Genomic DNA, 20,983 nt, shown 5'->3' on the forward strand with positions numbered 1-20,983 from the left:
AGCTTGGTTTCACTAATCACGCCTCCAATGGACTCTAGTGCGGTCTACTGGCTTTTTACTAAGCTCTTCGGTAACACTTGCAAGGGGGGAATCGGGCTCGGTTCCCATACTGCCCATCATCCAATGGCCGTTCCTCACCGTCGCTGTTTTCTTCGTAGGTTACGTGCTGTGGACCAGCCTGTTCTTCGCGGATTCTTTTCATGCTTGGAGCTTTTATCGGGCCGCGTCATCAGTGTTATCCCGTCAAAGTCGACCGGTTCCCAGTCATGGCGGTGGGTTCGAAATTCCATTCCTTGCTCATTGTTCGATGAAAAAATGAGCAGCGCACGCCCGTCCTTGCATAGTTCGGTGGTGCGTTGCCATAGCAAGTCGCGGATCCGCGCGGAGGGATTCCCGACGAAAACCCCTGGCGAAATCTCGGTCAGCCACTTCCCAAGGTCGCCGCGCAATCCGGCTGGCACTGCGGTGACATTTAAAACCATCATTGGGCAACACTGTCCCCATCCGCCCAGTTCATGCCGGCTGCAAAGACTTCCAGCTCACTCCATAAGAGCAAATCACCATCCGTGTAGGCGTCTTCATCAGGAATCTCCATGAGATTCTGCAGATCCCGAACCATCCTTTGCATGAGTTTTGTGCTCACGACTCGGTCACGGATCCGCTTCCGAACATTGAGGTCATCGCCACTTGGCAGTGCTGCAACGGCGTCAAAAGCCGCGGGAATTGAGATCTCAGCTTTATACAAATCCGCCACATCATAGACGAATGCCCTGTCGGTGCCGCTGTGGATTATGCCAAGTGATGGAATAAAGCCCAGCCCAACGATGACGGCATGGGCGATGCCGTAGAGAGCGGCCGATCCTTCGGTGAGTGCCCGGTTAATTGGATCTCCAGACTCGAAATCATTCGGATCATAACTGCGCCTACTCCACACAACACCAGTTCGTTGCGCTTGTTGGCTATACACTCGCTTCATCCTGGCACCCTCCCTGCCGCGCAGTTGTGACATGGAAAGACTGGATACATCTTCACCAGGAAAGCGCAGCGCGTACATTTTCCGGGCGCACGCTAGGCGGGAACGTTGATTGGACCAGATTTTGGCATGCGCCTCGGCAAAGCGGGACGTTTTGGCTGGTGGGCGGCCATGAGCGTAGTACCGTACTCCTTTTTCGCCCACCCAGACTACCGATGCGCCTGCGTCGCCAAGCAATGCCATAGCCGCATAGGTGACTTTGGTTCCAGGTCCAAAAAGCAGCACAGCCAACTGTGTGGCAGGGACATGGGCGATTCCGCGAAGGTCTTGGATGGTCAAAGCATTGCCATCACGATGCACCACCGCCCGCTCTACATAAAGAAACGAAAGGCGATCCTCTAAGCGTGGCAATAACAGCCGGTCAAGTGGTGCACCCGATGGAGTCTCAGCCATTGTCTAGCCCTTGTTTTGCGCCAATGTGAGCAAACCGCAACCGTAGCCTTTTGCTCGCCCTACCCCTTTTATTAGCGTCGCTTGGAGTTGTTCCGCATCCACAACCTCCAGCGTTCCTGCGTAGCGGGCTGTAACGATGTGGACTCGGGCTCCTTCACTGCCGTCTGCACGGGTTTTGCGAAAATCTAGCGTTTTACGCTCGATGATCCTGGCAGTGCTATCGCCAAGCTCACCAAAACTCACGCCCATTGTTTCGGCCTTCTTATGCAACCACTTCATTTGCTCTGCGTTACTGAGGTGAGCCACCACCTTGCCTCGTTTGTCTCGGCCTTGGTTGAGGGTTTTCGTTGGGTTGGCCAGCAGCTCAAAGTTCCACCTTTGGCCTTTTTTCAGTTGGGATAAAAAGCGGCCATAGTCAGCGGTTTGTTGTGGCCTTGTATCCCAGCCGGCTTCTTCAACAATGTGCGCGGCCGTAGGCTTTTCTGGCCCGACTATGTATAACGCATGCTCATGTCCGCGCTGGTCGAGGCGCCAGAGAATCCGCTGATCGCTTTGGTCCACGTCATCTGGAAAACAGTAACGAACCGCTGCATGGAGCGCATTTGGATTCAACAGATACTTGCGACCTTTGCGGCGCTCAGGGTTGATGAGCACTTTTGTAAATGTGGTCATGAAGAAATCACCGCCTCGAAGAAGGGATCGTTGTTGGTTCCCAAGTCGTTTTCGATCGTCTTAGAACCTGCGTACACGACGGTTCTCCACCCATATTTCCTATGCTTCTGGTCATAAGAAATGGGAACGTCTTGGCGCCGATTTCCGTATTCGCCAGGTTTTCCATCCCGATAAATCGGCAACTCGACGTTTCGGGCGCGTTCTTTTTTGTGCACCGTGGTGGCATGCCAAGTGTCATAACCAAGAAGTGCTTCCACCACTGGAGCATCGAAAATTCCGAGGTCGAGATTGGCAGGTGCGGGACAAGAACGCCGACCCAAAAACAGTGGATACGCCGGGGTCCGGAGGTTGCGTTGGAGCTCTTCTAAAAGTCCACGGTCATCCGAGCCGATGGCGGCCACAAAGGCGGCATCTTCAAGAAAATACCGTGTTACTAGCTTCGCATCTGCGTGAGGATTCTTCTGCCACGGTTGCGCAGTCTGATAATCACGTAACAAAGATCCAGCCTGATCCACACGAACAGCAAACTCAAGATCCACCAGATCCTCAACGGGATCGCTACGCCGACGTCCCTGTGCCGCGGCCAAAATGCCAATCACGCCTGATTTACTTGGAGTACTTCCTGTCGCTCGGGTTAGATAGCGCGATACCGCTGGCGTCCACCACGCTGACCAAGGGGTATCCAGCAAGATCGATGGCCTCTGCTGCTTGCTCCGGCTTATTGATCAACTGCGAGGCATAGGCTGCAGCCAAGCGCTTTCGCTGCTGGGGCGGCAGTGTTGCAGACATGAGGATCACGCTCGCCCTGTATCGCGCCAGCCATTCCAGCGTGAGGTACAGGTATTGAGACATGTAGGCGTCATACGCGTGCACCTCGTCAATGATGATGATCTTGCCCGCCAAGCCGGTATGTCGCAGCATGGAAAAGCGAGTTTGAAGCGCCATCATCAATACTTGGTCTACGGTGCCGACCACGAAATCCGACAAGATGCCTCGGTTGCGGCTCGATAACCATTGGGTAGCCACCACCTCTCCCCTTGCTGTGCGCGAATCAGAACCCGATGCGTGTTCGTCTTCTGCAATTGAGGAATACCGCAGCGCTTGATACTGCTTTGAAAGCTTGTTTTTCGAATGAGCCAAGTACATCGAGGCAACTTCCCCGCCGCGGGAGCTTCGACGAGCCCACTGTGATGCACGTTCGAAAAGACCATTGGCCGTTGCCATTGTGGGTGCAGCCAGAAATACGCCCTGGGCACCAGCTTTGGCACCGAGGATGTGTGCTGCTGCTAACCCAGCTTCTGTCTTTCCCTCACCCGTTGGAGCCTCGATGATCATCAATGTGGCGCCAGTAGCTGCGCGGGCGACCTCAGCCGCGGCGCGTTGAACGGGGCGCACGGAAAAGTCATCCGGCCAGCCGAAGGTCTGTTGGAATAAGTCGTGTGCTCCTTCAGGAATTTCCACAGGTACCCAGGGTTTTGGCAGATCGATGTATTCCATCGCCTTCACCAGACGCTCGGATGCTTGCTGTATCAGATGGTAGCCAAAAGCATCCTCATTTGAAGCAATCCAGTCAGCCATGATGACTAAACCAGTGGTGATTTGGAGAGCATCAGCATTAGGCGAATCGTTCCAAGCGAGTTCCTCCAAGACCTCGTGAACCTCGGTCAGTTCTGCCATCGAGTCCAATAATTCGTAGGCAATATCATCGAAGATCGATGTCCTGCCCTCGGTCGCATCGATGAGGTTTTTCACCATCATTGGATCGCTGGTGAATCCGTGGTGCGCATCGACAATTGAGGCCAGGGCACTTCTTCTGAGTAAATCCAGCTCCGTTTTTTCAAGCCACCTTCGCAATAGCAAGGCCGAGGCCGTGCCGTGCGGAAACTTGGTTTCTGCACTTTCGCCCTGCGGCCATTCCAGCGAAATGCCGGCATCGATAAGCGGGCCAAGCAAATATTCAGATCCGCTTCGGTGCTCGACTAAGCGTTGAAATGACGCTGAAGCTTTGCCCACATCGTGGATTCCAGCCAGAAAACAGTAGAGCCTGGCTACTTCATCTTCTTCTAAGCCCCACAGCCGGCTTAGTTGAGATTTCAGCGCATCGGATACCCAGTGCTCCCACAGCCATTCTGCAACTGACACGGCATCGGCTAAGTGCTGCACCAGGGTGAGGTATGCATCCTCGCGTCCGGATTTGGCCCACAGTGCGCACGCTTGAGCACTGCGCTCTTGCTTCCACGCATCAACCCGCTGGACAATCACATGTGCCTCTTCCCCGGACGGTCCCATCGTCATTGCGAGCGCAGCATCTTCTCAAAGCGCTCCCTGTACGTCGACGGCACGCAGTCGGCTTCGAGCACGGCTGCAGCGGCATCGCGGTCGCCCATGTTGGCGGCGAAGAGGGTGCGCATGGTGATGGGGTGCGTGGGGGCGTCGAAAAGCTTAATGCTATCGCCGGGGCGAATGTCGCCCGGCTCGATGACGCGGAGGTAGGCGCCGCAATCGCCGTGTTGAGCGAAGCGTTTGACCCAGCCGCGCTCATCCAGCCAGGCGGCGAAGGTTCGACAGGGCTGGCGCGAAATGGATACCTCAAGCACCGCGGTGCCAATGCTCATGCGCTGGTTGATCAGTTGCGCGGACCAGTCCACGCCCGTGGTGGTGAGGTTTTCGCCGAACACCCCAGGGGGCAATTCGCGGCCAAGCAGTTGCTGCCAGTAGTCCAATTCTTCACGGGCGAACGCATAGACCGCTTTTTCGGCACCGCCGTGGTGCTTCGTATCGCCGATCACGTCGCCCCGAACCCCGGAGCCATCACCATACGACGGGCCCGGCGCGAATACTTGAATTAATTCGTGCGGCTTCTTATCGATGCCGCTGACGCGATCGGCCCCGCCAGGGTCTTGCTGGGGTGCGGCGATATTGGTGCTGAGGATGCGCATTCCCCAATCCTAACTTTGATAGAAAGTTAGGAGGTGATGCCAGCGGTGACGAGCCCGATGCAGGCGAACACAAAGAACCCACCAGCGATCGCGTCGATCCACGGCCCGGCTTTGACCATGCGTTTGCGCACTGCTTTGGAACCGATGCCGAGCGCAATGCCGGAGAAGCCGGTCAATGCGGTGAGCAGGAGCGCGAAGATGAGCACGATCGAGAGCCACACGCTGGGATTCGGCGGGAGGAAGGGCGCGATGACTGCGGCGAAATACAGCAAAGCTTTGGGGTTGGACAGGTTGGTGAGTAGGCCTTGGCGGAAGGATTTCCAGGGCGATCCGAGTTTCCCGGCGACCCGAAGGTCAATGCGTGCGTCAGCTTGGAATTGTTCTTTCGCATCGAGCAGCATACGCACGCCCATGTATCCGAGCCACAGCCCGCCGACTATTTGGATGCCGCTGAGCAGTTGCGGGTACGCAGACAGGATGGCTGCGGCGCCGGTGACGGTAAGTGTCACCCACAGCGAGAGGCCGAGCACGATTCCGCCAACTGCGGCGATCCCGTGTTTGCGGGATTTTGTAGCAAGGCGCATTACCAGGAACAGATCGGGCCCTGGCGTGAACATTCCGACGACATACAGCGTGATCAGCGTGGCAAATTGACTAAGATCCATGACCGCCCAAACGCTCCGCTAGCTCGGTTTGCCCAAACATTCGCGCGGTGTCGAGCGCGCTGGGGTGCCCGAGGTTCGGGTCGGCGCCTGCGGCGATCAGCTTTTCGACGATCCCCTGTTCCTTCTTGAATATCGCCCCGGCTAGGGGCGACTGCCCTCGATCGTTGAGCGCATCAACATTGGCACCGCGCGCGATGAGCACGTCGAGCGCCGGTTCATTGCCGCTGTAGGCCGCGAGCATGAGCAGCGTGTTGCCCTCGTGGTTGCTGAGGTTCGCGTCCACGCCAGCGTCGATGTACTGCGCGAGGGTGTGCGCGTCACCGCCACGGGCGAGGTCGAAGATTTTAGAGGCGAATGCCTGCGTCTCTTCGTCTGGTTCGGATGAAAACATGCGAGCTAGTCTAGCCAGCTAATTGCGCAACCTTTCTCACCGCGTCCTCGATGGCGAATTCGGCGTCGCCACCTTGGCCTTTAACGCTGGCATCCAAGTCGGCCATCAGGATCACTGCTTTGCTCACGGCGTCGCCGGACCATTTTCTGGCTACCTTGGAAGTCTTTTCAACGATGAAGGGAGCCATGCCAAGCTCGCCGGCGAGTTCGCGCGAATTGACGCGAAGAGAACCATAGAGTCGAGCAATCGCACCGACTTTCATGCTGAGAGCGGTAGCGAGGGCCACTGGTGAGGTTCCGAGCTGCAGCGCCCGGCGGGTGCTGGCGACGGCTCGCGCCGTTTGTCCGCTGACTGCGAGGTCTGCGATGTCGAAGCCGGAGACTTCGGCGATGCCGTCGTAGAACTTGCGTACGGTCGAAGCGTCAATGCCATCGGGATTATCCGCCACGAGTTGCGAAACGGCGCTGGCGAGTTCGCGCAGATCGGAGCCGACGCCGTCGAGAAGCGCGTGTATGACGTCGGGGGTGGTGTTCACACCGTGGGAGCGGAATTCCGCGGTGACCCAGCCGGGTCGCTCATTCGCTTTGAGTTTGAACACCTCGTGGACTTGGGCGAGTTTTTTCAGCTTGGGCACCATGGATTTTTGGCGCCCACCACCGGCGTGGCAGATGAGGAGGTACATCCCTTCGATGGGCTCGCGTGCTGCTTCGGCGATGAGTGTCGCTGGTTCTTTGCCGGCGTCTTCGAAGTGTTCGAGCACGATGACTCGCCGCTCGGCAAACAACGAGGGGCTGAGCAATTCAAGTAGTTCCGATTGCGTTACTTCGCCCGCTTTGACGCGGCTGACCGTCACCTCCGCTTGTTCGCGAATCTCGCTGGTGAGCTGCAGGCGGACCCGCTCGCGGAGAAATTCATCATCGCCAAGGATCAGGTGTACCGGTGCGATTGGTTGTTTGTTGCTCACGCCCAATATCGTGCCATATTCATGCCGCGAACCAGGCGGCGGCGAGGATGAGGCTGCAAACGGTGATGAGGGGCGTGGGGCGTCGACAAGCAAGGGCCCACACCAACCATGCCGATGCGAGCACCACCCATGCGATACTGATTGGGTCGCTGGCAATGTCAATGCGTGCGCCCCGCGAGCACGCACGTGAAACGAGGGCGATCCAATTGCACAACGGGGTGATGGCCCACACCAGCCAACCACCAATGATCGTGCCACTGAGGATCACAGCCGCCATGCCAAGCACGGTGATCAGGGGAACCACGGGAGCTACCAGCACATTGGCGAGCACCGAGGTGGTGGATACCCGGTTGCTCATCACCACCACTAGCGGCAGCGTCGCGAGTTCGGCAGACAAAGCGATGGCCACGGCGCGGCTCAAGGCGTCCGGCCAGTGCTCGCTGGCGATGGCGCGGTAAAGCAAGGGGTACGCCGCAATGATGCCCGCTGTTGCGAAGGCGGACAGGCTCAATCCAAGGGAGGTGGCCATGGCGGGGTCGAGGGTGATCACGATGATGATCGCCAAGCTCAGCGCGTGCGCCGGCGGTGCTCTGGTGTGCGTGAGCATAGCAACGAGTCCCAATGATCCCATGACGCCTGCGCGCATCACCGAAGGTTCCAATCCAACCACGACCACAAACAGCACTAATGAAGCAAAGGCGGCGCAGATCGCGACGCTGCGGTGACATCGCAGCAGCAAACAAATGCTGAGCACCGCCGTTGTGATCATGGCAACGTTGCCGCCGCTCACCGCGCTGAGATGCGCAAGACCCGTTAGAGCGTAGCGTTCCCGATCTCCCAGGGTTTGCAAAGAGGTATCACCCAATGTCATCGCGGGGATCAGTCCCGCCGCTTCCCCGCTGCTGTGCTCAATCACTGCCTGGCGGAAATGATCCTTGAGTCCACGCACCCACGCCTGATAACCGCCCGGTGCGGCGAGAAGCTCAACGTCCTGAGCGATAAACAACACCCCGCCGAGCCCACTGGAGGGCCGAGCTTGTCCATAGAGCGTGACGGTATCGAACTGCCCTACCGGAGGCGGCTCACGGCTGAGCACCGGGATATCGCTGGGGAATCCGGGCACCCGCGCACGGAAGAACCAACTGTGTTCTCCCTGCTGCGGGGTGGTCACGACTTGCGCCTGGACGCGCGCATTGAAATCGAACTCGTCCGCTGCGCGCACTTTAACCCAGGTCAGTAGCGTGATGCACCACCCGAAGATCAGGCTGAGCACTGCCTGCCGACGATCCCAAAGCGGCAACAGCCCAGCACACAGCAGCGCGGTGAGCAGGCCAGCAAGGGCGTTGCGCGTCAAGATGACCGCGGCGGCGCACAGCCACAGAGTGATGGCGGCGGGGATGAGCCGAAGATCGTTCACAATGTCACCTCGGCGCGGAGTTGTTCAAATTTGGCGGGGCCGATGCCTTTGACTTGTTGGAGTTCGTCAATGCTGCGGAAGCCCCCGTTGGCCTGGCGGTACGCAATGATTGCCGCTGCCGTCTTTGCGCCCACGCCGCTGAGTTGCTCCAGCTCTGCACTAGTGGCGCTGTTGATGGAAATTTTCCCGTGCGTCACGGCGGCGGGGTCTCCCACCGGCGCGGCGGGGCCGGGTGGCACGACGGGAGCTTCTCCGACGCGCGGGATGGTGAGCTGCTGGGCGTCGACAAGCTTTTGCGCCAAATTCACGGCAGCAAGCTCCGCGTCAGCCTGCGGTTTTGCCAGCGCCAACGCATCCGCGACCCGCGCTCCCGGCGCTAGGGTTGCAAGGCCGGGCTGTTCCACCGCGCCCACTATCGAGACGACGATCTCGCTTTCCGCCTCCTCCGAGGCATAGGGCTGCGTGTCTACCTCCGCAGGTGCTTGCAGCGGATCCTCGCGGGGTTGAAGCAAAAGCACCGCCGCAATCACCGCCATCACCACCGCCCCTGCCAACAATTGCGGTTTGCTCAGCGCAAAGCGCGGCTTGGGATATTGCACCTTCAGCCGTTGATCTTCGCTGGTCACCGCCAGCATCTGTTCCAGTCTTTGAGAAGCCCGCCCCATGGCCTCAAACTAAAATCGGGCCGCCGCCCCCGCAAACGCAGCCCACTTCTGCCTGTGGAATTTCAGCTTTGCGACGCCCCGCTGTGGATAACTAGTCACGGGAGTAAACAACTGACACACCGATGGCCCCCGGGCCGGCATGCACTGCCGAAGTTGCTTCCAGGGGGCAGATGAGAAAGGTGGAGCCTCCCGGTAATTGACGCTCCATTTGACGCTGGAGTTCCGATGCCTCTGCCGCGGCGTCGTGTTGCTGCAGCATGACGAACACTTTTTCGCCCTCGGCTCGCTGCCTAATCGATTCCACGAGCCGGGCAAACGCCTTCGATTGCGTGCGAGATTTCACCGCCAACTCCAAGCGCCCGTGCTCCACTCGCATCAGCGGCCGGGTGGCCAAGGCAGAAGAAACTACCGCCGTCGCAGCCGAAATACGTCCCGATTTTCGGATTGCATCCAGCCGGTGCAGATACAGCCACGTCTCCGAACGATCCAGCACGTCCCGCGCCACCGCAACGCACTCATCCAAGGACGCACCCTCTGCAGCCAAGCGCGCCGCCGCCATCGCGGCCGCACCGATGGCCATGCCCACCGTTTGGGTATCCACCACATGGACAAGCCCATCAAAAATCGCCGCTGCCTGCGTTGCCGCCGCCCATGTGGAGGACAGCTCTTTGGATAAGTGCAGCGCAACAACGCCTGCATCTTCACCGCGTTCCAGTTGTCGGGCGTATGCCGCCGTCAATTCGAGCGCTCCGAGACCAGCAGTGCTTTGATCCCCACTGTCGTTCAGAACATGCATGGGCACCACGGTGATGCCGAGTTCGCGCGCAATCTCTGCGGGCAATCCGGCAGAGGAGTCGGTCACGATGCGAACGGGCATGGGGGTGGGGCTTCGCTTTCTTCAGAATGTGCAAAAGTTAGGACAGGGAGCTGCTTAAGTTCCAGCCTTCCAAGTACCACTGCATGTGGGTGTCGGTGTGCTGGCGGACTTCTTCAACCACGGGTCTTCCGACGAGCTGCGCCCAGCGCGTGTTGCCGAGGTTGCTGAAGATGGGGTGCTTGGATTCAGCGAGCCCAAGCAGCGAGGCGCTCAGTGCGGAGATCGTGCCGCCGTGGGCAACGATTAACACGGCATGATCTTCCCAGGCTTGGTGTTCGGCTAGCAGTTCGTCAACCACTTCCCTGGCGCGTAGAGCTACTTGTTGGCGTGTTTCGGCATTCGGCGGGGCCCAGTGAGCGTCGAAGCGCCAGCGTGCACGGGCGCCAGGAAAATCTTCATCCACTTCCGTGTGGGTTTTGCCCTGCCAGTCGCCCAGGTCAGTTTCGCGAAGGCGTGGATCGGTCGTCACTGGCAGGCCGAATTTTTCGGCCGCTACCAGTGCCGTGTCGTGCGCGCGCTTGAGGTCGGAGCTGATGATTTTCCCAACATGCAGCTCGGCCATGTTCTCGGCGGCGCGTTGAGCTTGGGCAACGCCGACGTCGGAAAGCTCTGTATCCAAATGGCCTTGCATGCGCCGCGTGGCGTTGAATTCAGTTTGGCCGTGGCGTAGCAGCAGGAGGCGTCTGGACATGCGGCTTAGAACTCTTCTTCGGGCTGGGCCGCCAGAGGTATATCGTCGAGGGACTCCACGGTGCGCGTATCCACATCGTCCATATCCGGGCGCTCAGGCGTTTCGATGCCATCGATCTCCAGCAGAGGGCAGTCGCGGTACAGGCGATCCAAACCATAGAAATCACGCTCGGTATTGCGCTGCACGTGCACCACGAACATGCCGTAGTCCAGCAACACCCAACGATTTTCTCGGTTGCCTTCGCGTCGCTTCGGCTCCTCACCTTCCTTGGTCAGTTGGTCTTCGATTTCCTCAACGATGGCGCGCACCTGGCGCTCATTATCGGCGGAAGCCAGCACAAAAATCTCGCTAATCGCCATGACGTCGGAGACATCCAGGACGGCAATGTTGGTGGCGAGCTTCTCGTCGGCTGCCTTCGCCGCGATCGTTGCGAGACGGATGGTGTCTTGGGTTGCTGTCATAAAGGGTTCTTTTCCTCTTGGTGTTCTGTGGGCTGAAAGTTTCTTCGCTACATGCAGTCTCGCACTACTCCTAACTATCGAGCAAAGTTAGGAGGGGGTGGGGTCACGATCCTCGTCTGCGCCGCAGGGCGAATACAGCCGCCGCTTATTGATGTACTGCACTACCCCGTCGGGCACGAGGTACCACACGGGCATGTCTTCGTGGGCGCGTGCGCGACAGTCGGTGGATGAGATGGCCATGGCTGGTACTTCGATGAGTTCCACGCGGTGCTGGAATTTTTCGGGAATGTTGGATTCTTCCAGCACGTAGCCGGGCCGGGTCACACCGACGAAGGTGGCGAGGTCAAACATTTTTTCCCAGTCGCGCCATGAAAGGATTTTGGCGAGGGCATCAGCACCGGTGATGAAGAATAGTTCGGCGTCGGGGAATTGTGCGCGCAGGTCGGTGAGCGTGTCGATGGTGTAAGTGGCGCCGTCTCGGTCGATGTCCACGCGCGAGACGGTGAATTGTGGGTTGCTGGCGGTGGCGATCACGGTCATGAGGTAGCGGTCCTCGGCCTCGCTGACCTCACGGTCTGCCTTTTGCCAGGGTTGCCCGGTGGGCACGAACACGACGAGTTCGAGGTCGAAGCGAGCGGCCACTTCGCTGGCGGCGACCAGGTGCCCGTGATGGATGGGGTCGAAGGTTCCACCCATGATGCCGATTCTCTTGCTCATGCGCGGGTGTGTCCCTGGCCTTCGAGGATCCATTTGCTGGTGGTGAGTTCCGGCAATCCCATGGGGCCTCGGGCGTGAAGTTTTTGGGTGGAGATGCCGATTTCTGCGCCCATGCCGTATTGTTCGCCGTCGGTAAATGCGGTGGAGGCGTTGATCATCACTGCTGCCGCGTCCACTTCTTCTGCAAAGATGCGCGCGGTTTCGATGTTGTGCGTGGCGATGCCTTCGGTATGCCCGGAGCTATAGCGCCTGATGTGTTCGATGGCGCCGCCGACTCCGTCGACAAGCTGGGCAGCGATGTCCATGCTCAAGTACTCGTCTTCCCAATCCTGCGCCTCGGCCTGCACGATGTTTTCTGCGCCGATAGCTTCAAGCTTTTCGACGTCCCCATGCACCACAACCCCGGCGTCCTGCAGGGCCTGAATGATCTTCAGTTGAGTCGCAGCTTCAAGGCGTTCGTCAATGAGCACCGTTTCTGTGGCGTTGCACACCGAGCAGCGGCGGGTTTTTCCGTTGAGCAGCATGGCAATCGCCTGCTCGATGTCCGCATCCCGATCAATATAAAAGTGACAGTTGCCGGTGCCCGTTTCGATGGCGGGCACGGTGGCCCCTAGCACAACGGCCTCAATCAACTTGGCTCCACCGCGTGGAATGACCACGTCTACCAAGCCGCGGGCGGTGATGAGTTCCTTCACGCTGTCGTGACTATCGCTGGGCAAAAGCTGCACAATGTCTTTGGGCAGACCCTGGGCCTCCAGCTCTGCTTGCAGCAGCGTGACCAACGCGGCATTGGTGTGCGCCGCCGACTTCGAACCGCGCAACAACACGGCGTTCCCGGACTTCAGCGTGAGCCCAAAGGCATCCACAGTGACGTTGGGGCGAGCCTCATAAACGATGCCCACCACGCCGAGGGGGACGCGCACCTGGCGCATGGCGATGCCGTTGTACATCCGGCCGCCGCCGAGCACCGCCCCCACCGGGTCCGGCAGCCCCGCCACTAAGCGCAGCCCCTCGGCAATGCCGTGGATGCGTTGGGCATCGAGGCGCAGCCGATCAAGGAGCCCCTCGCTCAAACCGGCGGTACTGCCCGCTTCAACGTCGCGGGCGTTGGCCTGGAGGATCGCGTCGTTAGACGCTTCCAAACGATCTGCGGCGCCGCGCAGCAGAGCGTTCTTCTCATCGGTGCTCATCGCCGCCACGCGGGCGGCAACCGCCTTGGCGGCCTTGGCTTGGTCGAGGACTTGTGAGGCGTTCATACCGCCTAAAACTAGCAGCTAGTAGCCCTTCGCGGGTTGAACCTCGGTGGGCATTTCCTCGCCGGCCTCAAAGGCGCGGGCATTTTCTACAAACAGTGGGCCAAGCAGCACCTGCATTCGCTCACTGGTATTTGCCACGTGCGGGGTGATGAGCACGTTGTCCATGCGCCACAGCGGGTGTCCATCTGGAAGGGGCTCGGGTTCCGTCACGTCCAGCGCAGCCCCGCCGATCTGCCCGGAATCGAGCGCAGCCACCAGATCCTCAGTATTGATCAGCCCACCGCGTCCAACATTGACCACGATGGCATCGTCGCGCATTTGCTCAAAGACGCTCGCATTGACCATGTGCTCCGTCTCCGGGGTCAAAGGGGCAAGAAGCACAATGTAATGGGCTCGCGGCCACACGCCTTCTACATGCTCAATACTCACGGTTTCATCCGCGCCCTCGACCTTGTTACCCGAGGTATTCACGGCGATGGTGTAAAGGTTGAAACCGCTCAGGAATTTCAGCAAGCGCTTGGCAATGCCGCCGGCGCCGATGATGGCGAGAGTTTTGTCGTCGTAAAGCCAATTGGTGTGCTTGTCTGGAAGCCCTCGCACGGCCCAAGACTTCGCGTCGATGACGGCGGGGAGCTTATGGGCTACCGCCAAGAGCATGGCGACGGTGGACTCCGCCACCGTGTCCGCATACAGCCCAGCGGCGTTGGCCCAGCGCACTGAATCTTTAAGCACGCCCTGTTCACGCAGCGCATCCATGCCAGCGAATGCCACCTGCACATAGCGGACCGAATCCGGCAGCTCAGGGAAATCACCGGTGCCGTTGAACACCAGGAAATCCGCCTCCTCCAAAGGCGATTCCACGTGTCCTGCGGCCTCAAGCTCTTGGATCGGGCGTTGCCAGCGGCTCGGCAGCATGGCGAATTTCATCAGTGCTCCTCCTCGAGTTGTGCTGTACGGAAAAGTGGATCAAGCCCTGGAGCCCGAAAGATAATCCGCGTGCACCACGGGGCGCTGCATGCCTTCGGGCAGATCACTTGACTGCTTGCCCACCATGCCCACGAGGGTATCGGAATCATACGCAACTTCGCCGCGCCCAATAATCTGACCATCCGGGCCGGTGATCTCGACGATTTCTCCTGAACGGAAATCGCCGATCACATCCGTGATGCCAACGGCCAGCAAGGAATGTCCGCCGCGGGCGATCGCCTTGGCCGCGCCCGCATCAATGCGCAGTCCCCCGCCCACGTCCGCCGCGTAGAGCGCCCAAAACTTCCAAGCAGAAAGCTTATTTTCCTCCGGGTGGAAGACGGTACCCACCTCGGCATTCTCGAGCGCATCGTCAATGCGCTCGGTCGACGTCAGGAGTACGGGGATCCCGCCGCGGGCGGCCAGCCGCGCTGCGGACACCTTCGAGGCCATGCCACCGGTACCCACCACTCCCCCATCGCCTGCAACAACCCCGCGCAGATCCTCCGCGCCACGCACCGCGCTGATAAAGCGGGCTGTGGGATCTGCCGGGTTTTTGTCGTACAGTCCGTCGACGTCTGAGAGCAGGATCAGGGCATCGGCGGAGATGAGGTTCGCGGCGATGGCCGCGAGGCGGTCATTATCACCGAAGTGCATCTCTGAGGTGGCGACAGTGTCGTTTTCATTGATGATGGGCACGCACCCGAGCTGGCGCAGCCGATCAATGGTGCGCTGCGCATTGCGCGCGCGTTCGCGCACCCCAGCGTCGGATGCGGTGAGCAGCACCTGGCCGGGGGTGCGGTGGTAACGGGCAAAAGAAGCACCCCAGGCGTTTGCTAAGTGAACCTGACCCACGCTGGCTGCCGCCTGCTTCGTTGCCAGATCTGTGGGGCGGCGGCGCAAGCCGAGGGGCTTCATCCCGGCTGCAATCGCCCCGGAGGACACCACAATCACATCAGATCCGCGCTCCATGCGTGCCTCGAGCGCATCGACGATCGCGTCAATGCGCTCGGGCGCAACAGCAAAATCAGCCCCCGTGAGCGAGCTGGAACCGATCTTGACTACCACTCGTTTTGCTCGGCGAATACGCGCCCGCATGGCGGCGTGCTCAGCTTCTTGGGCTCCGTGCGTAGGGGCAGCAAAGTTCATAACATGCAATTCTATCGGAGCGTGTATGGGCGCAACGTGGTGCGTCGAAAAGCTCATTGAACAAAAATTTTGGCCCGAACACGCATGAAATTACTATGCTTTAGCACACCTAAACACTAGTATCGCAAAAACAAAGCTTTTCCCTCGCGCCCCCGCGCCCCCTTGCAACGGAGTTTCGAAATGGCCGACCCCATCGACACCACCCCCACTGAGCACACAGAAGGCGAAGAGCTCGCCGTAACGCAGGAGCCGAAGCGTTCACGCAAACGCGAACTGCTCATCCGCTCCATCATCGTCACTGTTCTCGTCGCCCCACTGTTGGTTACCGCAGCGTTCATGTGGTCACTCTGGGATCCCTCCCACTACCTGGACAACGTCAAGATGGCCGTGGTCAACGAGGACGCCGGTACCCAAAAAGACGGCAAAGAGGTGAACTTCGGTGAAGACGTCGCCCAGGGGCTGGTGGACACCGAGTACATGAACTTCACCGAAATGTCCGCCGAGGACGCCAACCAGGGCCTGCGCAACGGCGACTACATGGTGGTGCTGTCGATACCCAGGGACTTCTCCAAGCAGGTCACCACCGTCATCGACGACAAGCCTGTGCAGCCCACCGTCGTGATTTCCTACGACGACCAGTACGGCACCAACACGCCCTTGCTCACCTCCGGTTTGATTCCCAACATCCAGAAAGGCATCGCCACCGGCATCGCAGAAGGCTACAGCCAGGAGATCCTCGGTGGCATGAATAAGCTCGGCGCGGGGCTCAAGCAAGCCGCCGATGGCGCCAAGCAACTCGACGACGGCGCTTCGCAGCTCAAAGCCGGCACCGAAAAAGGTGTAGACGGGGCAACACAGCTCAAGGACGGCACTAGCCAACTCGCCTCAGGCTCCGCTCAGCTCGACAACGGCATGAGCCAGCTTGTCGACGGCACCGGCCAGCTCGGCGACGGCGCAGCCCAAATCGACGCAGGCGTAGGACAGCTCACCGGCAAAGTGATCCCGCTGCTCCAGCAGGCAGGCCAGGTGGTAGCCACCATCAAGCCCATCGCCGAAAACCTCGACGCGCTCGGCCTACACGCCGAAGCACAGCAGCTTCGCGACCGCATCGCCGTGCTGGACACCTCCAACCCCGAGGCACTCGCCAATCAACTGGCCAAGCTCAAAGACGGAACCGCCCAAATGAGCTACAACCTCAATGACCCAAGCGCCCCGTACCTCTCAGGCGTACTCCAGCTCAAAGACGGCACCACACAGCTTTCCTCCGGTGCCGCGCGCCTTGACGAAGGCATGGGCCAGATGCTCGACGGCACCCACCAGCTCAACGACGGCGTGGGCCAACTCAAAGACGGCACCAGCCAGCTCAACACCGGACTGAGCGAAGGCGCCAAGCAGGCGCCCGAAATCAAGGACATCCCCGCCTCCTCCCACCAGATCTCGGTCCCAGTGTCCTATGAAGAGGACTACCGGCACGCCGTGCAAGAACTCACTGACGAACACGACCCCACCTCCAAGGTGCTCTCCGGCGGCGTGACGATGATCCTCATCCTCGTCTTCGGCTACCTCATGATGGCGCTGGTCAGCATGCTGGCACCGCACATCCTCGGCGCCCGCAAGCACGCCTCCGCCGCAGGCGCCGTACTGGCAGGCTTCGCCGTAGTTGGACTGGGCAACGTTGCACTCCTGGCACTGCTAACTGCAGCAGGCATGGCGGCAGGCTTCGAAATCCTCCACGCCGGCGCCTACGCCTTCGCCCTCGTCCTGATCGCCGCGCACGGCACCAGCATCTTCCAGTTCCTCCGCGTCGCCTTTGGCAAGCTCGCCGGCGGAGCCCTTGCGCTGGGATTCTTCGCCTACGGCGTCTTCGCCTTCGGTGGCGTATGGCCGATCGACCTGACCCCCGCACCGATGCGCGCCCTGCACGACATCCACCCCATGACCTACGCAAAGAACGTCTTTGTGCGCACCGTCGATGGCAACTTCGACTCCACCTACTACATCGGCGTCGCCGTGCTCGTGCTCACTACCCTGATCTTCCTCGGCCTTTCAATCTTCACTCGCAAACGCAAGATCCAAAAAATCGCCCAAGAACAGCGCACCCCAGAGCTGGTGAACGCATAGCGATAACCTGCACTTCCCGCACCCGCCACTAGCAAGAATTCGCTAGTACGGCGGGTACAATTTTTCCTGAGAAAACTCAAAAGTTAGGAGAAACGGTGATTCCCTCACGCACCAAACGTATTGCCACAGCAGCCCTCGCCACGGCGCTCATCAGCACTGCAACCCCAGCCACGCAGGCACACGCTCTAGGTATCACCGACGGGCTCATCCCCATCGCAGATGCGCTACAGACAATTCCCCAACCCGCCGAAGACATCGCGCCCAAGGTTCCCCAACCGCTGGCGGACATGGGCCTGACAGGCACTCGAATCACCGCCCCCTTCCACTCGGACCCCGGAGCCATTCGAACAGAATTCGGTGCCCCCGGCACCCACCCCGTGGCTTCAAGCTTGCCGACGATCGACTGCACCCCAATTTATGCGCTCTATAACCAAATATTGCGCTTCAACCACGGCAACAACGTCCCACCCGAATGCTACGGCGTCACCCCCGAAGGGCCGAACCCAGCAATCGGCTATCAATTCATCTACCCCACCGACCTTGAGGCCGGGCAGCGCGCCCCGCTGATCGTCCTTTCACCTGGCATCGGGGCCGAACCCGGCATGGTCCACCACCACGCCGAGTTCTACGCCTCCCACGGCTACGTCGTAGCCCTCGGCTACAGCGTCGCCAACTGGTTCGGTGCGCAGATGGACATCGCTGCCCTGGCAGCCAACCAAACAGACCTCGACCCAGCAAGCCCGCTCTATCAGCGCGTGGACTTTTCCAAAATCCTCCTCGTAGGCCATTCCGCAGGTGGCGGCGCAGCAATCCGCGAAGCCGGCCTCTTGGACAAACTGCTGCAGTCCGTTGGGCGTGAAGACGCACGCATTGAAGGCACCGTCGGCATCAACCCAGGCCCCGCCGACTTCGGCGTCGCCTCACCACCTTCCCCCGTGCCAACCTTGGTGCTCGCCGCCGAACACGAATCCCTCGTGCCGTGGCCACTATCCAAACTCGCCTACGACCGCGCCACCGGCCCCAAATGGTGGGCGGTGGTACGCGGTGCCGAACACGGCGTGTACCTAGATGCCAGCGAGCTCACCGTCTATGACTCGCTGGTCATCTCTTTCGCCGACTACACCCTTCGCGGCTCCGAGCAGGCCGCGAGGGTATACCAGGGACAGGACATGCTGTTGAAGACGGATTCGGAGTTGATGAACGTCACCACCTCATAACTTTCGATGAAAGTTAGGCGGTTAGCCCTGCCAGCGCTCGCGGTCGGCTTCTTGGCCATCGCCAAAATCGAACTCGTCGATCAGACCGCGACGCGCTTGGGATGCTCGTTTGCGTTCTGCGGCGGATACGCGGGTGTTGGGCGCTAGGCGCGGGTCTGTACCGCGACCGGTAAGTGGCGTATCGGCGCCGGCGCTCATGGTGGGCTCCCATTCGAAGGAGACCTCGCCAATGGTCACGGTGCAGCCGGGGCGTGCGCCCGCTTTGAAAAGCGCGTCTTCGACGCCCATGCGGGCGAGACGGTCGGCGAGGTAGCCAACTGCTTCGTCATTTTCGAAGTCGGTCTGGATGATCCACCGGGCGGGGCGCTCACCCAACACAATGTAGCCACCTTCGATCTCGGGATCTTCGACGATTTCGAAGTCTTGGCGTTGCTTCGAGCGCTTGTCCACCGCATCGGGGCGAATGATCTGCTTCGGTGCGCGCTCGGGGGCAGGCCTTGCCGCGCGTGCTTCGCGCACGAGCTCCATGAGCTTGTAGCGCAGCGGGTCCAGGCCTTGCTGCGCCACAGCGGAGATGATGAAAACCGGCCAGCCGAATTGTTCCTCAAGATCGGCCTTGACAAACTCAGCGAGTTCGCGAGCGTCAGGAATGTCTGCCTTATTCAAGATGATGATGCGCGGGCGCTCGCGAAGATCCCCGAGACCAGCATCAGCATCGAGGTCGGATTGATAGGCGGCGAGCTCGGCTTCGAGCGCCTCAATATCAGCAGCAGGATCACGGCCCGGCTCCAACGTGGCCGCGTCGACGACGTGCGCAAGCACAGCGGTCCGCTCAATGTGGCGGAGGAAGTCCAGACCGAGGCCTTTGCCCTCGGAGGCGCCAGGGATGAGGCCTGGCACATCGGCGATGGTGAAGGATTCATGCCCGACGTCCACCACGCCCAGGTTGGGTTGCAAGGTGGTGAAGGGGTAGTCGCCGATCTTCGGTTTCGCTGCAGACATCACGGAAATGAGCGAGGACTTGCCTGCCGATGGGAAGCCCACCAGGCCAACATCCGCCATCGATTTCAGCTCGAGCACTACGTCATGTGCCTCACCCGGCTCGCCTTTGAGCGCGAAACCTGGAGCCTTTCGTGCAGCAGAGGCCAAAGCCGCATTGCCAAGGCCACCGTAGCCGCCTTTGGCTGCGATGAATTGCATGCCCAAAGAGGTCATATCTGCCAGAACATTACCGTCGGTATCCAGCACCACGGTACCGGCGGGCACTTCGAGCACCAGATCCTCGCCACGGGCACCGTTGCGGTGGTCACCGGCGCCGTTGGCACCCCGCTTCGCGCGCAGGTGCGGGCGGTAATGCAATTCGAGCAGGGTATGTACTTGGTCGGTGACTTCGAAGACGATGTCACCCCCGTGACCACCGTTGCCACCGTCGGGGCCACCGAGCGGTTTGAATTTTTCGCGATGGATCGAAGCACAGCCATGGCCGCCATCGCCGGCTTCGAGGTGGAGAACTACGCGGTCGATGAAACGCGCCATGGTGATATCTTCCTAACTTTCGCTAAAAGTAAGGAGAGCACCTGCCCCTTGTGTGAAGGTGCGGTGCTCTCCTAAAAGTGTTGCTCGTTTAGACCTCGACGGCCTCAACGATGTTCACGGTGCGACGGTTGCGCTTGGTGGCGAACTGCACATTGCCTGCCTTGAGCGCGAACAGCGTATCGTCGCCGCCACGGCCGACGTTCTCACCTGGGTGGAACTTGGTGCCGCGCTGACGGACGAGGATCTCGCCTGCGTTCACACGCTGACCACCGAAGCGCTTGACGCCTAGGCGCTTTGCCTCGGAGTCACGGCCGTTGCTGGAGCTGGATGCACCCTTCTTGTGTGCCATGTGGTTTCCCTCCTAAAAAGGTGTTGCGTAAGGCCGTGAGGCTTACTTGATACCGGTGATCTTCAGCAGGGTCAGCTTTTGGCGGTGACCCTGGCGCTTCTTGTAACCGGTCTTGTTCTTGTACTTCAGGATCTTGATCTTCGGGCCTTTGACCTGCTCGACGATCTCAGCGTTGACGCTCACCTTAGCGAGCTCATCGGCCTTGGTGGTCACATCGGCGCCGTCGACGAGCATGATCGGGGTGAGTGCAACGGTCGAACCCTGCTCACCCTCGATCTTCTCGACCTTGACGAGGTCACCTTCGGCAACCTTGTACTGCTTGCCGCCGGTCTTGACGATCGCGTACATACGAGGGCTACCCCTTAATCTCTACTCGGCTCAGGCATCCGGTGATCCCGGCCGCCTGAATGGTTTTATTTTCGTTTACTCAAGCTGTTTGCGAGCACGGCGCAAGGCCGTGCAAAACAGCGACTGTCAAAGACTACCCTTTAGCATGGCCAATTG

Annotated in this window: 23 protein-coding genes; 2 read left to right on the forward strand and 21 right to left on the reverse strand. The window is 59.9% G+C overall.

Annotated elements, in window-relative coordinates; translation table 11 throughout:
- Window positions 1-134: 134 nt before the first annotated feature.
- The 18 genes from cas2e to proB all read right to left on the reverse strand — a co-directional run bounded on the left by cas2e (window position 135) and on the right by proB (window position 15,205).
- Entirely contained in the window at window positions 135-485 is a 351-nt protein-coding gene (cas2e, locus tag CGERO_RS08020; protein WP_123934884.1) for a type I-E CRISPR-associated endoribonuclease Cas2e, read from the reverse strand.
- The gene (cas1e, locus tag CGERO_RS08025) at window positions 482-1,426 is read right to left on the reverse strand and encodes a type I-E CRISPR-associated endonuclease Cas1e (RefSeq protein ID WP_123934886.1); all 945 of its coding nucleotides are present in this window, start codon (window positions 1,424-1,426) and stop codon (window positions 482-484) included. The genes cas2e and cas1e overlap by 4 nt, the downstream gene beginning before the upstream one ends.
- A 3-nt stretch (window positions 1,427-1,429) precedes the next feature.
- Window positions 1,430-2,098, reverse strand: coding sequence for a type I-E CRISPR-associated protein Cas6/Cse3/CasE (cas6e, locus tag CGERO_RS08030; protein WP_123934888.1), 669 nt, complete (start codon window positions 2,096-2,098; stop codon window positions 1,430-1,432).
- On the reverse strand, window positions 2,095-2,790 hold the full coding sequence (cas5e, locus tag CGERO_RS08035; protein WP_123934890.1) for a type I-E CRISPR-associated protein Cas5/CasD: 696 nt from the start codon (window positions 2,788-2,790) through the stop codon (window positions 2,095-2,097). Before cas5e ends, cas6e begins: the two co-directional genes overlap by 4 nt.
- Window positions 2,705-4,393, reverse strand: a complete 1,689-nt coding sequence (locus CGERO_RS08040) for a CRISPR-associated endonuclease Cas3'' (RefSeq protein ID WP_245998813.1) — start codon at window positions 4,391-4,393, stop codon at window positions 2,705-2,707. Before CGERO_RS08040 ends, cas5e begins: the two co-directional genes overlap by 86 nt.
- Entirely contained in the window at window positions 4,390-5,037 is a 648-nt protein-coding gene (locus tag CGERO_RS08045; protein WP_123934892.1) for an MOSC domain-containing protein, read from the reverse strand. The genes CGERO_RS08040 and CGERO_RS08045 overlap by 4 nt, the downstream gene beginning before the upstream one ends.
- A 26-nt stretch (window positions 5,038-5,063) precedes the next feature.
- On the reverse strand, window positions 5,064-5,702 hold the full coding sequence (locus CGERO_RS08050; protein ID WP_123934894.1) for a LysE family translocator: 639 nt from the start codon (window positions 5,700-5,702) through the stop codon (window positions 5,064-5,066).
- Window positions 5,692-6,093, reverse strand: coding sequence for an ankyrin repeat domain-containing protein (locus CGERO_RS08055; RefSeq protein ID WP_123934896.1), 402 nt, complete (start codon window positions 6,091-6,093; stop codon window positions 5,692-5,694). The genes CGERO_RS08050 and CGERO_RS08055 overlap by 11 nt, the downstream gene beginning before the upstream one ends.
- Before the next feature lie 10 nt (window positions 6,094-6,103).
- A complete protein-coding gene (gene holA, locus CGERO_RS08060) occupies window positions 6,104-7,039 on the reverse strand; it encodes a DNA polymerase III subunit delta (RefSeq protein ID WP_123936070.1) in 936 nt (311 codons plus the stop codon).
- Window positions 7,040-7,076: 37 nt separating this feature from the next.
- Complete coding sequence (locus tag CGERO_RS08065) at window positions 7,077-8,474, reverse strand: ComEC/Rec2 family competence protein (protein WP_123934898.1); 1,398 nt, start codon at window positions 8,472-8,474, stop codon at window positions 7,077-7,079.
- On the reverse strand, window positions 8,471-9,109 hold the full coding sequence (locus CGERO_RS08070; RefSeq protein ID WP_342768087.1) for a ComEA family DNA-binding protein: 639 nt from the start codon (window positions 9,107-9,109) through the stop codon (window positions 8,471-8,473). Before CGERO_RS08070 ends, CGERO_RS08065 begins: the two co-directional genes overlap by 4 nt.
- A gap of 121 nt (window positions 9,110-9,230) precedes the next feature.
- Window positions 9,231-10,016 (reverse strand): DegV family protein, encoded by a 786-nt coding sequence (locus CGERO_RS08075; protein ID WP_123934903.1) that lies wholly within the window; start codon window positions 10,014-10,016, stop codon window positions 9,231-9,233.
- A 37-nt stretch (window positions 10,017-10,053) separates the two neighbouring features.
- Complete coding sequence (locus CGERO_RS08080) at window positions 10,054-10,707, reverse strand: histidine phosphatase family protein (protein ID WP_123934905.1); 654 nt, start codon at window positions 10,705-10,707, stop codon at window positions 10,054-10,056.
- A gap of 5 nt (window positions 10,708-10,712) precedes the next feature.
- Window positions 10,713-11,168, reverse strand: a complete 456-nt coding sequence (rsfS, locus tag CGERO_RS08085; protein ID WP_123934907.1) for a ribosome silencing factor — start codon at window positions 11,166-11,168, stop codon at window positions 10,713-10,715.
- 87 nt (window positions 11,169-11,255) lie between these two features.
- The gene (gene nadD, locus CGERO_RS08090; RefSeq protein WP_164470289.1) at window positions 11,256-11,918 is read right to left on the reverse strand and encodes a nicotinate-nucleotide adenylyltransferase; all 663 of its coding nucleotides are present in this window, start codon (window positions 11,916-11,918) and stop codon (window positions 11,256-11,258) included.
- Window positions 11,882-13,141 carry a glutamate-5-semialdehyde dehydrogenase gene (locus CGERO_RS08095; RefSeq protein ID WP_123934911.1) on the reverse strand — a complete coding sequence of 420 codons (1,260 nt, stop codon included), beginning with the start codon at window positions 13,139-13,141 and terminating at the stop codon, window positions 11,882-11,884. Before CGERO_RS08095 ends, nadD begins: the two co-directional genes overlap by 37 nt.
- A gap of 18 nt (window positions 13,142-13,159) precedes the next feature.
- Entirely contained in the window at window positions 13,160-14,068 is a 909-nt protein-coding gene (locus tag CGERO_RS08100; protein ID WP_123934913.1) for a D-isomer specific 2-hydroxyacid dehydrogenase family protein, read from the reverse strand.
- A 39-nt stretch (window positions 14,069-14,107) separates the two neighbouring features.
- The gene (proB, locus tag CGERO_RS08105; protein ID WP_123936072.1) at window positions 14,108-15,205 is read right to left on the reverse strand and encodes a glutamate 5-kinase; all 1,098 of its coding nucleotides are present in this window, start codon (window positions 15,203-15,205) and stop codon (window positions 14,108-14,110) included.
- Between the two features lie 231 nt (window positions 15,206-15,436).
- Here proB and CGERO_RS08110 point away from each other — a divergent pair, with 231 nt between their 5' ends.
- Entirely contained in the window at window positions 15,437-17,377 is a 1,941-nt protein-coding gene (locus CGERO_RS08110) for a YhgE/Pip domain-containing protein (protein ID WP_123934915.1), read from the forward strand.
- Window positions 17,378-17,472: 95 nt separating this feature from the next.
- Window positions 17,473-18,594: an alpha/beta hydrolase gene (locus CGERO_RS08115; RefSeq protein WP_123934917.1), complete on the forward strand. Its 1,122-nt coding sequence runs from the start codon at window positions 17,473-17,475 to the stop codon at window positions 18,592-18,594.
- Between the two features lie 21 nt (window positions 18,595-18,615).
- On the opposite strand, the gene obgE is transcribed toward CGERO_RS08115, so the two are convergent.
- From obgE to rplU, 3 genes are all read right to left on the reverse strand, one after another.
- On the reverse strand, window positions 18,616-20,130 hold the full coding sequence (obgE, locus tag CGERO_RS08120; RefSeq protein ID WP_123934919.1) for a GTPase ObgE: 1,515 nt from the start codon (window positions 20,128-20,130) through the stop codon (window positions 18,616-18,618).
- Window positions 20,131-20,218: 88 nt separating this feature from the next.
- Window positions 20,219-20,479, reverse strand: coding sequence for a 50S ribosomal protein L27 (gene rpmA / locus CGERO_RS08125; RefSeq protein WP_123934921.1), 261 nt, complete (start codon window positions 20,477-20,479; stop codon window positions 20,219-20,221).
- A 42-nt stretch (window positions 20,480-20,521) separates the two neighbouring features.
- Window positions 20,522-20,827 (reverse strand): 50S ribosomal protein L21, encoded by a 306-nt coding sequence (gene rplU, locus CGERO_RS08130; RefSeq protein WP_123934923.1) that lies wholly within the window; start codon window positions 20,825-20,827, stop codon window positions 20,522-20,524.
- Window positions 20,828-20,983: the final 156 nt, after the last annotated feature.

This window comes from Corynebacterium gerontici (assembly GCF_003813985.1).
Classification (GTDB): domain Bacteria; phylum Actinomycetota; class Actinomycetes; order Mycobacteriales; family Mycobacteriaceae; genus Corynebacterium; species Corynebacterium gerontici.

Coding starts and splice junctions, on each gene's coding strand:
- CGERO_RS08045 (WP_123934892.1), bottom strand. CDS start 5,037: ATGCGCATCCTCAGCACCAATATCGCCGCACCCCAGCAAGACCCTGGC.
- CGERO_RS08040 (WP_245998813.1), bottom strand. CDS start 4,393: ATGACGATGGGACCGTCCGGGGAAGAGGCACATGTGATTGTCCAGCGG.
- rsfS (WP_123934907.1), bottom strand. CDS start 11,168: ATGACAGCAACCCAAGACACCATCCGTCTCGCAACGATCGCGGCGAAG.
- nadD (WP_164470289.1), bottom strand. CDS start 11,918: ATGGATCCTCGAAGGCCAGGGACACACCCGCGCATGAGCAAGAGAATC.
- rpmA (WP_123934921.1), bottom strand. CDS start 20,479: ATGGCACACAAGAAGGGTGCATCCAGCTCCAGCAACGGCCGTGACTCC.
- cas2e (WP_123934884.1), bottom strand. CDS start 485: ATGATGGTTTTAAATGTCACCGCAGTGCCAGCCGGATTGCGCGGCGAC.
- CGERO_RS08100 (WP_123934913.1), bottom strand. CDS start 14,068: ATGAAATTCGCCATGCTGCCGAGCCGCTGGCAACGCCCGATCCAAGAG.
- cas6e (WP_123934888.1), bottom strand. CDS start 2,098: ATGACCACATTTACAAAAGTGCTCATCAACCCTGAGCGCCGCAAAGGT.
- CGERO_RS08110 (WP_123934915.1), top strand. CDS start 15,437: ATGGCCGACCCCATCGACACCACCCCCACTGAGCACACAGAAGGCGAA.
- obgE (WP_123934919.1), bottom strand. CDS start 20,130: ATGGCGCGTTTCATCGACCGCGTAGTTCTCCACCTCGAAGCCGGCGAT.
- CGERO_RS08055 (WP_123934896.1), bottom strand. CDS start 6,093: ATGTTTTCATCCGAACCAGACGAAGAGACGCAGGCATTCGCCTCTAAA.
- CGERO_RS08050 (WP_123934894.1), bottom strand. CDS start 5,702: ATGGATCTTAGTCAATTTGCCACGCTGATCACGCTGTATGTCGTCGGA.
- CGERO_RS08070 (WP_342768087.1), bottom strand. CDS start 9,109: ATGCTGGCGGTGACCAGCGAAGATCAACGGCTGAAGGTGCAATATCCC.
- CGERO_RS08080 (WP_123934905.1), bottom strand. CDS start 10,707: ATGTCCAGACGCCTCCTGCTGCTACGCCACGGCCAAACTGAATTCAAC.
- cas1e (WP_123934886.1), bottom strand. CDS start 1,426: ATGGCTGAGACTCCATCGGGTGCACCACTTGACCGGCTGTTATTGCCA.
- rplU (WP_123934923.1), bottom strand. CDS start 20,827: ATGTACGCGATCGTCAAGACCGGCGGCAAGCAGTACAAGGTTGCCGAA.
- CGERO_RS08075 (WP_123934903.1), bottom strand. CDS start 10,016: ATGCCCGTTCGCATCGTGACCGACTCCTCTGCCGGATTGCCCGCAGAG.
- CGERO_RS08095 (WP_123934911.1), bottom strand. CDS start 13,141: ATGAACGCCTCACAAGTCCTCGACCAAGCCAAGGCCGCCAAGGCGGTT.
- proB (WP_123936072.1), bottom strand. CDS start 15,205: ATGCGGGCGCGTATTCGCCGAGCAAAACGAGTGGTAGTCAAGATCGGT.